Source organism: Trinickia sp. (assembly GCF_035492435.1).
Classification (GTDB): domain Bacteria; phylum Pseudomonadota; class Gammaproteobacteria; order Burkholderiales; family Burkholderiaceae; genus Trinickia.
This window is the reverse complement of the sequence record NZ_DATJJF010000131.1, coordinates 33622-45787: the sequence shown is the minus strand read 5'-3', so window position 1 is coordinate 45787 and position 12166 is coordinate 33622. Positions and strand designations below refer to the sequence as shown.

Below are 12166 nucleotides of genomic sequence, written 5' to 3'. Positions count from 1 at the left end.
GACTACCGTTCGGCGCTGCGCCGTCTTGCGTTGCTGCGTCAGCAGCAGAGAAACGAGATTATGCAGACTGTTTCGTCAGGCGTCAAGCGTTTTTTTCATCACCGCTTGCCTCGCCGTCGACCGTCACATGCTCGCTACCGCTTAATCCGCATGCCGCCTACGGCCCGCCGCCAACTTCCTGCGTCCCGCTTCTCCTCGCGCCGCCGTTGCCGGTAAGCGCGAAGGAGCGTGATTCTAGGCGCCTTCGATGTGCGTTGCAAGAGAAATCGACAAGCGCTGACCCGCGGTACCTTTCGCGGCCGCGCAAACTGCATGGCAAAGGCCCAACCAAACTGAAGCAACGCTTGACGCTGGCGTCGCACGCAGGTTTCATACGGACTCCTTACAGGGCGAGGAGCCCCGCTGCTTACCTGAATTGCCGCGCATGAACCGCTTCTACTTCTAATGAACTATCAACCGATACTCGATCAGATCTATCACGACATACAGCCCTGGCGCACCGCCGGCCGCATCGCCAACTACATTCCCGAACTCGCAAAAGTTCCTGCTGAGCGCTTTGGCATCGCTGTTGTCACGCTCGACGGCCAGGTCTTCGATGTCGGCGACACCAACGTCCGATTCTCCATCCAAAGCATTTCCAAACTCTTTTCGTGCACCCTGGCCTTCCAGTTGCTTGGGGACGCGCTTTGGCAGCGTGTCGGGCGAGAGCCATCGGGCACCGCGTTCAATTCCCTCGTCCAACTCGAGACGGAGCGCGGACTACCGCGCAACCCATTCATCAACGCAGGCGCACTTGTCGTAGCCGATGTGCTGTGCCGGCGTTTCGTACGCGCAGAAACAGCGATTGTGCAGTTCGTGCGGCGCCTCTCGGGCTCTCCCGATATCGATTACGACACGCGCGTCGCCGAATCCGAACTCGCACACGCCGAGCGCAATCGCGCGATGGCACACTTCATCGCGAGTTTCGGCAACTTGCAGATGCCACCGGAATCCGTTGTTGAAGCCCATTGCCGCCAGTGCGCTATCGAGATGAGTTGCGTCGAAGTGGCCCGTGCCGCCCTCTTCCTGGCAAACGGCGGTGTCGTGCCGTCAACCGGCGAACGCATTATCGACGCGAGTTCGGCCAAGCGACTGTCCGCCCTGATGCTGACCTGCGGCACTTATGACGCCGCTGGCGACTTTGTCTATCGCGTCGGGCTGCCAGCGAAAAGCGGTGTGGGCGGCGGCATCGTCGCCGTGCTGCCCAGTGAAATGGCCGTTTGCGTCTGGTCGCCCGGTCTCGACGCGACTGGAAACTCGCTCGCCGGCACGCTTGCACTTGAATGGCTCACCACGCTTTCCGGCCGCTCCATCTTCTAGACTGTTACGCCAATAAACCCCCAACTTGCCGCAACTCGTGTCGCAGGCTTGGCTGCGGCGAATGAGCTGAAGTTCCGCCGCACATGCCACACCAGCCAGCACAGGCTCCGCGGCGCCTCGTTCGATGCGCTCAACCGCTTAATCTATGGCGACCAATGCCCTTATCCTGCCGAGCACACCGCTCGTAATTTAGCTTCAACCAATTTTGCTGCAGGTTGACATTCATCCGTCAATCGGAATGCGGATGACCGACCGCACTCCGTTTCCCGTCGCGCGCAAATCGTTCTAAGCTTCAGGTGTCAGGGCGACCCTTCGCCGCCCGCGGCGACGCTTCGCGCGTCGGCTCAGAACAATGGAAACCCACCCGTTGCCGTGCCTGTCGCCCGCATACACCGCTGTGCAGAATCGACGCCGCGTGCTGCGGTTGCCGGCATGGCTGGTTCACGCTGCAGCCTTTATCGCATTGGCTCTGTCTTGCCTTGTCGCCCTGGCGGCGGCCCCACGAGAAGTCGTTGTGATTCCCGTCGCGGGTGCGATCGGCCCAGCCAGTGCAGACTTCATTGTTCGCGGCCTCGCGCGCGCCGCGCGAGATGACGCCCAGCTCGCTGTCCTTCAGCTCGATACCCCCGGCGGGCTGGATACCTCGATGCGGCAAATCATCAAGGCCATTCTCGCCTCGCCGGTACCGGTGGCCACCTTCGTTTCGCCGAGTGGCGCTCGGGCGGCTAGCGCAGGAACCTACATCGTCTATGCGAGCCATGTCGCCGCCATGGCGCCGGGCACCAATCTCGGCGCGGCGACGCCGATTGAACTGGGGGGCGGGGCGAGTCCCGAAGGGCCGTCGCCGCGTCAAGGCGCCAAGGGCAGCGACAAAGACAAATCGGCCTCCTCGCCAGAGACGCAGGACAGCCAATCCACGGAGACGCGCAAGCGTATCGGCGATGCGGCCGCCTATATACGCGGGATGGCGCAGATGCGCGGGCGAAACGCGGATTGGGCAGAGCGCGCTGTGCGCGAAGCCGTTAGCTTGTCGGCGCGCGAAGCGGTGGAGCTGCACGTCGTCGACTTGAGCGCACGCGACATACCGGATCTTCTTCGGCAACTCGACGGTCGGACGCTTCAAACCGTGGCTGGAGATCGCCACCTCGCGACCGCCAACGCGCTAGTGCTTCGCCTGGAACCAGACTGGCGTAGCCGTTTGCTCTCAGTCATTACTGATCCGAATGTCGCGCTGATTCTGCTTACGATCGGGATATATGGGCTTTTCTTCGAGTTCGCGAATCCGGGCTTTGTCCTGCCGGGCGTGGCGGGCGCTATATCGCTGTTGATCGGTCTTTTTGCGCTGCAATTGCTGCCCATTAACTACGCCGGCCTCGCGCTCATTCTTCTCGGAATTGCATTTCTGATCGCTGAGGCGTTCCTGCCGACGTTCGGCGCGCTTGGTTTCGGCGGAATCGTGGCCTTCGCAGCCGGTGCGCTGATGTTGATCGATACAGACGTGCCCGGCTACGGCATACCGCTGCCCGTGATCGCAGCAGTGACAGCGACAAGCGCGCTTTTCGTCTTCGTTGTGTCTAGCTTTGCCATCAAAGCCCGACGACGGCCCGTTGTGACTGGATCCGAAGCGATGGCCAGTTACGTGGGAGAAATTCTCGACGGGGGGCTCGCCCGCACCGAAGGCGTGAAAGACGATGAAGCGACGGGGTGGGCGCTCGTCAACGGTGAGCGTTGGCGCGTTCGCGCGTCCAGTGTACTTCCCGCTGGCAGTCGCGTGCGCGTGACCCATCGCAGCGGCCTCACGCTGACCGTGGTACCCATCGCGAATTCAAAAGAAGGAGAACCGTCATGATCGGCTTTACTTTCGGTTTCAGCAGTCTTTTGATTCTGCTGACCATCATCTTCATCGCCTCAGCGTTGCGTATTTTCCGCGAATACGAACGCGGCGTCGTCTTCACGCTAGGGCGCTTCTGGAAAGTGAAGGGGCCCGGACTCGTCATCATCGCGCCAATCATCCAGCAAGCGGTGCGCATGGACTTGCGCACGGTCGTCTTCGATGTCCCGCCGCAGGACGTGATTACGCGCGACAACGTTTCAGTCAAGGTCAATGCCGTTGTCTACTTCCGCGTTGTCGATCCCGAGAAGGCCGTCATTCAGGTGGCCCGCTTCTTCGATGCCACAAGCCAGCTTGCGCAGACGACGCTGCGCGCTGTCCTGGGCAAGCACGAACTCGACGAGTTGCTTGCCGAGCGCGAACAGCTCAACGCCGATATTCAGAAGGTGCTCGATTCCCAAACGGATGCCTGGGGCATCAAGGTATCTAACGTCGAAATCAAGCACGTGGACATCAACGAATCAATGATCCGGGCGATCGCGCGACAAGCGGAAGCCGAACGCGAACGGCGCGCCAAAGTCATCCATGCCGATGGTGAGCTGCAAGCCTCGCAAAAACTGCTGGAAGCGGCCCAGACGCTAGCCAAACAGCCTCAGGCGATGCAATTGCGTTATCTGCAAACACTAACGACGATTGCTGCCGACAAGAACTCCACGATTGTCTTCCCGCTGCCGATCGAAATTCTCAACGCCGTAGTCAATCGCGGTTGATGCAGGTGCTCTCGGTGATTTCAAACTAGCGCATCGGCTCGATCAGGCTCGCTCACGATGAACGGCCGCGCTTGGGCCAACTTCCCATCAAGGCATGAGCGAATCCGCGGCGCGCGAGTTCGCCTCGTAAAACCGGACGTAGCCGCTGCGGAGTACTACACAGCGTGCGTTCGTCTCCGACAAGAGACGGCGAGTGGCTGCTTGAATCCGTGCCCGATGTGCGTCAAACGCACCAACCATGTCCTCGAATCGCGGCGATTCCGCACCAAAGTGGTCCTCGAGCGCTTCCGCCGTGATGGTGCACTGCAAACGCCTACCGTTGACGAGTGCCGTGAAGGCCAGCGTCAACTCACGTCCGCAGTACTCTGGCGCTTCTTCCGGAAAAGTGATGTCCATCGATTTCACCTTTTAGATGACGAAAGCGGGCTGACGACTGCGCCCCTCGAATCGACTTTCCGGAGAAAGCGCGAGCAAACACGGCAGGCAACGGCATCCGCCCGCCGATTGCATTCACTTTAGGACGTTTGTGGCGACACGCAAGTTTTACGCGCACCTCGCGGCGTACACGTAATCGAGCTGACATACCACCCCAAAAACATTGGGTTGAGAATCCTTCGTAAGGAGTCCGAAATATTTTAGTTGGGGCAATCAGAGTTCGAGACAGGTAGTAGTGCTATGGCATGTCCCTTGGTGAGACGTTTAAAAGTAGCGCACAACTGAATATGCCAACCACGATCCCAGCCAACCCATAAAGCACTATGTCGCTTTGGTCTACCAACAAGCCGCGAACTGTCACGGCAATCCCACCTACGGCGACCAGCGTCGCGACGATGGCCAGCACAACGCTCCATTCCCACCGAGCCATGGATTCTCCCGAAATGCGGCGCACGTCTAACGTTTTCCGTGCGCAAGTTTCGTTATCATTGCAGCCGCCACGAGCAATGCAACGCGGACTATCCCGCACAGACCCGGCCCCACGCGCCCCGACTACGGCTTTGTTATGCTGGCGCGCGGAAAGGAAAGCTTTGTCATCCCTGCAGACAAAACCGCCTGCTTTAGCCCCTCACTTTTCATGGAATTGTCCCAACGCACGCCGCTCGTCATGGTCCTACCGCTCGAGGAGCAGTTTGAAGCACCCACTGACCTGACCTTGCTGGAAGCTGCTGGCTTTGCTGCCATACGATTGCCTAGGTCCTGCCGCAACGGGACGTGTCGCGCCTGCATGTGCAAAATGTTGAGCGGCACGGTTTCCTATCGGATTGAGTGGCCGGGTCTCACGAAGGAGGAGAAAGGGGAAGGCTGGATTCTGCCGTGTGTCGCCTGCGCCGAATCGGACCTCGTTATCGAGGTGCCCGAAGCCGAAATGATTACGCCCAAATAGGCCCTACTTGCAGTGCTATATTGGATGACCTCGCACGGGCGGCAAGGCTTATGCGTCTAATTGGCTTTTTGCAAGTTATTTGGAGGGTATATGTCATTCGAGCACCGGGGCTTTCGCGTGAGCGTCGATGTCGTGCCTGATGAGGCGGACGTCCAATGGCTTTGCTGCGCCACGATCGAAGGGATCAGCGAGGAGGCTCGTACGGCCGTAATTCCGAACATCGAGTTGACAATTCCACGGCTCAAGATCGATGTGCTGATGGCGCTGAACATGATCGAGCACAGAGCCGTGTCCTCCATTGACGAGTGGCATGACCGCACGACGATAACGCCGTAACCGCCACCACACTTTGCGCCGTGTGCGAACTCAAAAGTGCCAGGGGCTCGCCAAACGAGCCTCCCCGGCGGTTGCAAGCACGCTTCAGAACGAGACAATCGCGAAGTCTTCCTTGCCGACATCACACAGCGGACAGCGCCAATCAGCGGGAATATCGGCAAAGCGTGTTCCGGGCGGGATGCCTTCTTCCGGACAGCCGGCCTCTTCGTCATAAACCCAGCCGCAGATCACACACACCCATTGCTTGAACCCTTCGGCCGATGGCTCGCTGGCGTTATTGGGCCGCGGAGTATCTGCCGGAGTCTCTGCCAGGGCGGGAACCGTCTCGTCCAGGCTGACGACAACCGGCGCGGACGTACCCATGTCATCCATGGCCAGACGCTCCTGGAGCGCTTGAAGAAGCCGTGTCGCCTCTTCCTTAGTCAGATCGATCCAGCACGGATCGCCCGCGCCATCATTCAACCGTTGCGGGGAGAACTGAATTTCTACGGCAATCCCTTTTTTGTACATTGCAAACTCAGACAAGCCAACGTGCAAGCAGTGAGCCGATCACGCCGGTCAGTGCGACGATGCCAAGAAATTGCAGCAGCGTCATCGATGACGTTTCAGTTTCGGGAGGAGCCTTCCTCGAGTTCACCGGGTGTTTCCTTCTTTCAAATAGTCTTGTTGTTGTCGCGATCGATCCTCGGGCCGTTCCCGAGCGATGAACGGCGAGCCTGGATAACCGTCGAGGTTGCCATATCCGCGTTGACACCCTTTCGATATCGGTTCAGCGCCTGAGCACTCGCCAACGGCAGGGATTCGCAAAAAACTCGCTCCTGCGAGTTCCTTCGCTGACCGGTCAGTTGGCAGGACCGGTAGTCTATCGATTCGGTGCCCGGACGCAAATCACTAAAATTGGGACTTATCGCCCCAGTAGCTGGGTGCCGTCTTCCCAACGCGCAAACAGTTGCCGCTCGAAGTAAGGCGACTGGTCGATTATCTGGCGGATGGCCTTGCGTGATATCTACTGGGAGAGTTTACGGTCCCGCTATCCCTGCACGGCCTCATTCGTCGAACCGAAGAGTTCGCATTCAGCCGGCTGCCGGTCATGCTGACGAGCGCGAGACCTTCCGTGTCGCTCGCGGGCTGCAGGCCGGCCCTCCCAATGCTGCTGACAACCTCGACCGTACCGCAATCTATCCAGAAAACTGTATCGGGACCGTACCGGCAACGACGACTAGACTGTGGTAATTTCCCGCCAGGTCTACAAGGAACAGACGCCCATGTCCGCACCGCTTTATGCCGCCCTGCCCGCGGCGATGACATTCGCGCTGGTGATGTCGATTACGCCGGGGCCGAATAACACAATGTTGCTGGCTTCCGGCGTCAACTTCGGCTTTCGCAGGACGCTGCCACATATGGCCGGAATTACGTTTGGCTGCATGATCATGATGGTCGCGATTGGGCTGGGGCTCGGGCAGCTATTTGAACGCGTGCCGACCCTATACACGGCACTGCAGGCCGCGAGCGTCGCCTACCTTCTCTATTTGGCGTGGAAGATTGCCATGTCGCGATCGATATCGGTGACCAACGCCAACGGACGGCCGATGACATTTCTCCAGGCGGCGGCTTTTCAGTGGGTGAATCCGAAAGCCTGGATGATGGCGATCACCGGAGTAACTGCCTTCCGGCTTCACAACAATCTGTTGACAAACACTGCGCTGTTGGCAATTGCATTCGCAATCGTCAATTTGCCGAGCATCTCGGTCTGGGCTGCTTTCGGATCAGCCGTGCGGGGCTGGCTCTCGAATAGAATCGTGTTGCGCGCGTTCAATTGGACAATGGCCGCATTGTTGGTCGCGTCGATTGCGCCGGCTCTCGAGCACACAACACACTAATTTCGTTACCAGCACCCGCCTCGCCTGCTCGTCAGCCCCGGCAACGACCGAGCGGCGGGCCCCCATTCCCACGTACGTCCATTAGGAGCTGCTGTCGCAGCGCAAAAGCGACTTCAGCCCCTGCGTCTTCGCTCGCCCTACGAGACATTAATCAGATCAAAGCCAACCGCTATCTATCGGATAGGTGGGGTCAATGGCGATCCACCCGGCCGCTTCGCCTGTTGTTCGACATGGGGAGAGTGCAGGTACAAGTCTCGATCATCCCCACACTACAAGACCCATTGGACTGACCATTTTTTACCCCGACGGGGGTAGACAAATCGTCGCGGTGCATGAGCCGCCATGCCGAACCGGACGAAGCAAAACAGACTGCATTAGCCTCTCTTCTTTCGAGCAATCGTACGAAACGGCAGTAGCCATACACTATTGTTGCGCGATGGGCAATTGTGTTTCACCCGATATAACGATGGTTCTTGTCGTCGTCGGCGAATACATTTAGGGGGCAGTTTCAAGGAGCAGCAATGAGGACCAGAAAATCCCCAGCCCCAGATCTCAGTGGTGTCCAAATCCAGATTCTCGAGCAGTCCGAACACACGCTTATCATTCGCTGGGTCGAGCCCGGCCGCTGTCATTACGGTGAGCAACGCTGGCGCCGTCGTTCCGCGAACGCATCCGGAACGTGTATCGTGTCGCGCCGCGCAATCCGCCGGGGCGATGCGGTGTTTCGGCCTGCCGAGCGCCCTGCGCCCGCTAATGCCTACGCAATGATTTCGGTCGAGGCTTTCGAGCAAACCATCAATGAATAAGAAATCTTTCAATTTGCATTGATTTTCTTTTCATTTTCATATCACCCCACCTGTCCAGAGCGTGGGACACAAGTTGCACGTCTGTTCATATTACCTTTCACTTTTCTTTCCTGGCTATCGGCGACGACACCCTTTGACGATCTCATTTCCCCAATGTGTCAAGCTCACCGAGCATCAGGATTTGAAAAACAACATTTCAGGTTATTAAGCGTCATCGATTACGACTCGTCCCGCCAATTAAAAAACTATCGACGAAATAGAAAAACGACATGGCGAATCTATTAGATTCGGGCGATTCAAGCGGGATTGATGTTATCGCTACACTCTTAAACGTGGCCGTGAGCGTGCGAGACGAGTGACGCTAAAAACCTAAGCGACGAACATCATCAGCTTACGCCGCGGCGCATAACACCCGTGCTTGAACAGTAACGCGTGTTATCCGCGATCGAAACCACGCCGGAAATCGCCACTAACACCATTTACGGCATTCGCTTGCGCGCTGCGATCCCTGCGGGCCGACGGCTACACAGGTGACACAGCGCACTTTCTTTTCGCTTCCCTGTTGTTGCCTGTCGATTCGATTTGCGGCTGCCTCTGTATGTCGTCCGGCGCGCGAGCCCCCTATCGTGTACCGCTGGTGAATCGACACTATCAAGATGTAACCAAATGTTACGTACACACACTGAGATTTCAAATTTCGCACCGGTTCTTTTTACCAAAGCACCGCATGCGGAACACAGCGAAAGCGACGTGCCCGCCCCTATTAACCACACATTTGAAATGGGCTTTTCCGCCGCACGCCGCGTCCCTGAGTGGTCTAACAACCTATAACAATCGCGACTCAAGATTTCTCGCGATTCGAGCTATGCTCATGTTTTCCTGCACGGTTGACCAGTTCGCCGCAAGCGTGGATCGGGTCGAGCCATTCGGCTCGGCCCGATAATTTCTTGCGATCGACTAGTACAAGGACTCCACTTCAGTCCAGCGAGGGGAACTCGAACATGAAACTTGATTCCGCCACCTTCCGGCAACTGCGCCGCCTCGCCCCCGTTCTCGACGACGTCCTCAACGCGAACGAAATCGAGTATGCCGATCAGGCTGTGAATCTTGCTGCGCTTGCTACGCTGTGCGCTGAGCTCTTCGATGCCTACCAGTGCCTGCATCCGCAAGCAATAGAGCAGGCACGGCTCGATACGTCGCTCGAATCGTCCTAGGTATTGTTGCGTGCAACCTCCCCGGAGCACGTCCCAGCCCTCGACAGCGCCCGAGTCCACAAGGCAATGCCGAAATCTCCACATGTTGTGCGCCCACCAGCACTGCGCATACACCGTGAATTAACGGTCTAGCAGGCTGCCCTGCTGCGCGACAGCTAGCTTGTCCACCGCGGCATCCTTGGCGTCCTCACTCCACAACGCCGTTCGTTCCGCCGTTCACCACATTCCCCGCCTCACCTACCACATCGTCCCCCTCGGGCGGCACCTCGTAATAAATGTAGTTGCGAATCATTTTCATTACGATTACCCTTCTATTCCTTTCGAACATTACAGCGAATTGAAAAGGGATATTCATCGTCATGCAGTGGTACCGCAGCGCAAGCACCACCCGTCGATTCACGTTTTCATCGTTCCGCTGCGTCGCCATCCGCGTCCTGTCTGCGGGTGCTCTGGCCGCCGGCGTTGCCCAAGGCAGTGCCAGAGCGGCAACGGAAACCGCGGAGGAAAAAATCGCAAAGACATCCACTGAACACGTTGCGTTGCCGGCAGTCATCGTGCGCGCACAGGCATTAGAAGGCCTTCCGCCTGTTTTGCCGGGCGGCCAGCTCGCCAGCGGCGCCCATTTAGGACTCCTGGGCAACCAAAACGTCATGGATGTCCCGTTTAGCGTGACCAGCTACACGTCGCAACGGATTCAGGACGCGCAAGCCTCAACGCTCGCCGAGGTTCTCGGCAACGACGCGTCGACTAGGTTTACCGGCCAGATCGGTGGCGTCTCCGATTCCTTCTATATCCGCGGCTTTCCGATCAATGAGGGAAATCTCAGCGAAATCGCCTTCGACGGCGTCTATGGCGTTTCGCCGAATTATCACCTCTTCACCGAATACATCGAACGCGTAGAGGTGCTGAAAGGGCCGGCTGCTTTGCTGTATGGAATGTCGCCAATGGGCGGCGTCGGCGGCGTGGTCAACGTAGTACCTAAGCGCCCCATCAACAAAGACATCACTCGCTTCACGCTCGATTATGCTTCTGACTCCCAAGGGGGCGTTGCCATGGATGTGAGCCGCCGTTTCGGCAGTGAACGTCAACTCGGCTTTCGCTTTAACGGGCTGCGCCGTCAGGGTGGCACGCCGCTCGATAACCAAAGCTCGCGAGCCGCGGTCGGCGCGTGGTCGTTCGACTACCAGGGTGAGCGGTTCCGTGCCACCTTGGACATGATCGAGCAATACCAGTGGGTCAACGCGCCCACTCGCCCCTTTCTCGTCGCGCCCACCATTCAAGTGCCCGCCGCACCGAATGGCAGCCGTAACATTACACAGTCATGGGCGTGGTGGAAGGCCAACGAAATGGCTACGCTGTTGCATGCCGAATACGACATCAACAACGCCGTTACCGTATTCGCCGATGCAGGCGGTGCCAAATCGGACGTCGCGCGCTTTTCAGATCAAACGCCGACTATCCTCGATGCCCTTGGGAATACGTTGTCGACACCGCATAACTTGAAGTTTCAGGTTAATCGATGGAGTGCGGATACCGGCTTGCGGGCGCGCTTCGCTACAGGGCCTGCGAAGCATGCTGTTGCAATACAAGCGAGCGTTTATCGCGACCGCGTGGCAAGCGCCAATAACTCCGGCGCGCCTATTGCCTCGAACATCTATGCCCCCGTTTCGAGCCCCGAGCCTGATGTGCCCGCGCCACCGCGTGTGCCGAAGGTGTCGGCATCCACGTTGGTCGGTGTGGCGATTGCCGATACGCTGAGCTTCATTGATGAGCGTCTGCAATTGACACTCGGCGTGCGACAGCAGCATGTGCAATCTGAGAACTTCGACCGAGCGACCGGCGTTCGCACTGCTTCGTACAACAAAAATGCCCTTACGCCGCTCGCGGGCATTCTCATGAAGCCGTTGAGCAACATCTCCATTTACGCCAATTACGTCGAAGGACTCAGCAAAGGCGATATCGCGCCCGCCGTCGCTTCGAACGCCGGTCAGGTATTTGCGCCTTACAAAACCAAACAGCACGAAGTCGGCATCAAGGCCGACTTTGACCGTATGCAGGCAACCCTCGCGGCTTTTCGAATCACCAAGCCGAGCGGCCAATTGTCCGGAACCACATTCGCAGTCAATAGCGAGCAGCGCAATCAAGGCCTCGAATTCACCGTTTCGGGGGAACCGGCTAACGGCATACGCATTCTAGGCGGCGTGACCTGGATCGACGCCACGCTCACGAAAACGAACGACGTCGCAACTCAAGGGAAGCGGCCCGTTGGCGTGCCGTCGTGGATGGCCAACGCAAGTGCGCAGTGGGATGTACCTTGGGTCGGCGGCATAACGCTGACTGGCGGTCTCAATTTCACGGGACGCGAGTACGTCGATCAAGCGAACACGCAATCCGTTGCCTCGTGGACCACCTTCGATTTCGGCGCGCAGTACCGGAAAAAGGTTTATGGCAAATGGACGACATGGCGTGCCGGCGTGCTCAACGCCTTCAACCGCGACTACTGGTCCGGTGTTGCCTCCTTCGGCACCATTTCGCTAGGTGCGCCGAGAACGGTGTTCATGTCGGCTTCCGTCGACATCTGATTCCATC

The 12166-nt window shown here is 58.2% G+C and carries 12 protein-coding genes; 9 read left to right on the top strand and 3 right to left on the bottom strand.

The genetic code is table 11. The features are described from left to right. The first annotated feature begins 444 nt into the window (after positions 1–444). From VL598_RS10320 to VL598_RS10310, 3 genes are all read left to right on the top strand, one after another. Positions 445–1359 (top strand): glutaminase, encoded by a 915-nt coding sequence (locus VL598_RS10320; RefSeq protein ID WP_325326616.1) that lies wholly within the window; start codon positions 445–447, stop codon positions 1357–1359. Positions 1360–1711: 352 nt separating this feature from the next. Beyond that, the gene (locus VL598_RS10315; protein ID WP_325326615.1) at positions 1712–3208 is read left to right on the top strand and encodes a nodulation protein NfeD; all 1497 of its coding nucleotides are present in this window, start codon (positions 1712–1714) and stop codon (positions 3206–3208) included. Next, entirely contained in the window at positions 3205–3960 is a 756-nt protein-coding gene (locus VL598_RS10310; protein WP_325326614.1) for a slipin family protein, read from the top strand. Before VL598_RS10315 ends, VL598_RS10310 begins: the two co-directional genes overlap by 4 nt. Before the next feature lie 87 nt (positions 3961–4047). On the opposite strand, the gene VL598_RS10305 is transcribed toward VL598_RS10310, so the two are convergent. Beyond that, the gene (locus VL598_RS10305; RefSeq protein WP_325326613.1) at positions 4048–4356 is read right to left on the bottom strand and encodes a DUF1488 domain-containing protein; all 309 of its coding nucleotides are present in this window, start codon (positions 4354–4356) and stop codon (positions 4048–4050) included. Between the two features lie 277 nt (positions 4357–4633). Further along, a complete protein-coding gene (locus tag VL598_RS10300) occupies positions 4634–4825 on the bottom strand; it encodes a DUF2964 family protein (RefSeq protein ID WP_325326612.1) in 192 nt (63 codons plus the stop codon). Between the two features lie 207 nt (positions 4826–5032). On the opposite strand from VL598_RS10300, the gene VL598_RS10295 reads away from it, so the two are divergent. Together VL598_RS10295 and VL598_RS10290 are read left to right on the top strand one after the other, a co-directional pair. After that, a complete protein-coding gene (locus VL598_RS10295; RefSeq protein WP_325326611.1) occupies positions 5033–5341 on the top strand; it encodes a 2Fe-2S iron-sulfur cluster-binding protein in 309 nt (102 codons plus the stop codon). A 90-nt stretch (positions 5342–5431) separates the two neighbouring features. Beyond that, positions 5432–5677 carry a hypothetical protein gene (locus VL598_RS10290; protein WP_325326610.1) on the top strand — a complete coding sequence of 82 codons (246 nt, stop codon included), beginning with the start codon at positions 5432–5434 and terminating at the stop codon, positions 5675–5677. Between the two features lie 84 nt (positions 5678–5761). Here the strand turns inward: VL598_RS10290 and VL598_RS10285 are convergent, their stop codons facing one another. Beyond that, entirely contained in the window at positions 5762–6187 is a 426-nt protein-coding gene (locus tag VL598_RS10285) for a rubredoxin (RefSeq protein ID WP_325326609.1), read from the bottom strand. Positions 6188–6942: 755 nt separating this feature from the next. Here VL598_RS10285 and VL598_RS10280 point away from each other — a divergent pair. The 4 genes from VL598_RS10280 (at position 6943) to VL598_RS10265 (ending at position 12159) form a co-directional block, all read left to right on the top strand. After that, entirely contained in the window at positions 6943–7557 is a 615-nt protein-coding gene (locus tag VL598_RS10280) for a LysE family translocator (RefSeq protein ID WP_325326608.1), read from the top strand. Between the two features lie 521 nt (positions 7558–8078). Beyond that, positions 8079–8363: a DUF3331 domain-containing protein gene (locus VL598_RS10275; protein ID WP_325326607.1), complete on the top strand. Its 285-nt coding sequence runs from the start codon at positions 8079–8081 to the stop codon at positions 8361–8363. A 1001-nt stretch (positions 8364–9364) separates the two neighbouring features. After that, positions 9365–9577: a hypothetical protein gene (locus VL598_RS10270; RefSeq protein WP_325326606.1), complete on the top strand. Its 213-nt coding sequence runs from the start codon at positions 9365–9367 to the stop codon at positions 9575–9577. 359 nt (positions 9578–9936) lie between these two features. Further along, entirely contained in the window at positions 9937–12159 is a 2223-nt protein-coding gene (locus VL598_RS10265; protein WP_325326605.1) for a TonB-dependent siderophore receptor, read from the top strand. The last annotated feature ends 7 nt before the right edge of the window (positions 12160–12166 follow it).

Excerpts from the sequence above, each read along its gene's own strand:
- VL598_RS10270 (WP_325326606.1), top strand. The coding sequence starts at position 9,365 with ATGAAACTTGATTCCGCCACCTTCCGGCAACTGCGCCGCCTCGCCCCC.
- VL598_RS10275 (WP_325326607.1), top strand. The coding sequence starts at position 8,079 with ATGAGGACCAGAAAATCCCCAGCCCCAGATCTCAGTGGTGTCCAAATC.
- VL598_RS10295 (WP_325326611.1), top strand. The coding sequence starts at position 5,033 with ATGGAATTGTCCCAACGCACGCCGCTCGTCATGGTCCTACCGCTCGAG.
- VL598_RS10285 (WP_325326609.1), bottom strand. The coding sequence starts at position 6,187 with ATGTACAAAAAAGGGATTGCCGTAGAAATTCAGTTCTCCCCGCAACGG.
- VL598_RS10305 (WP_325326613.1), bottom strand. The coding sequence starts at position 4,356 with ATGGACATCACTTTTCCGGAAGAAGCGCCAGAGTACTGCGGACGTGAG.
- VL598_RS10265 (WP_325326605.1), top strand. The coding sequence starts at position 9,937 with ATGCAGTGGTACCGCAGCGCAAGCACCACCCGTCGATTCACGTTTTCA.
- VL598_RS10290 (WP_325326610.1), top strand. The coding sequence starts at position 5,432 with ATGTCATTCGAGCACCGGGGCTTTCGCGTGAGCGTCGATGTCGTGCCT.
- VL598_RS10280 (WP_325326608.1), top strand. The coding sequence starts at position 6,943 with ATGTCCGCACCGCTTTATGCCGCCCTGCCCGCGGCGATGACATTCGCG.
- VL598_RS10320 (WP_325326616.1), top strand. The coding sequence starts at position 445 with ATGAACTATCAACCGATACTCGATCAGATCTATCACGACATACAGCCC.
- VL598_RS10315 (WP_325326615.1), top strand. The coding sequence starts at position 1,712 with ATGGAAACCCACCCGTTGCCGTGCCTGTCGCCCGCATACACCGCTGTG.
- VL598_RS10310 (WP_325326614.1), top strand. The coding sequence starts at position 3,205 with ATGATCGGCTTTACTTTCGGTTTCAGCAGTCTTTTGATTCTGCTGACC.
- VL598_RS10300 (WP_325326612.1), bottom strand. The coding sequence starts at position 4,825 with ATGGCTCGGTGGGAATGGAGCGTTGTGCTGGCCATCGTCGCGACGCTG.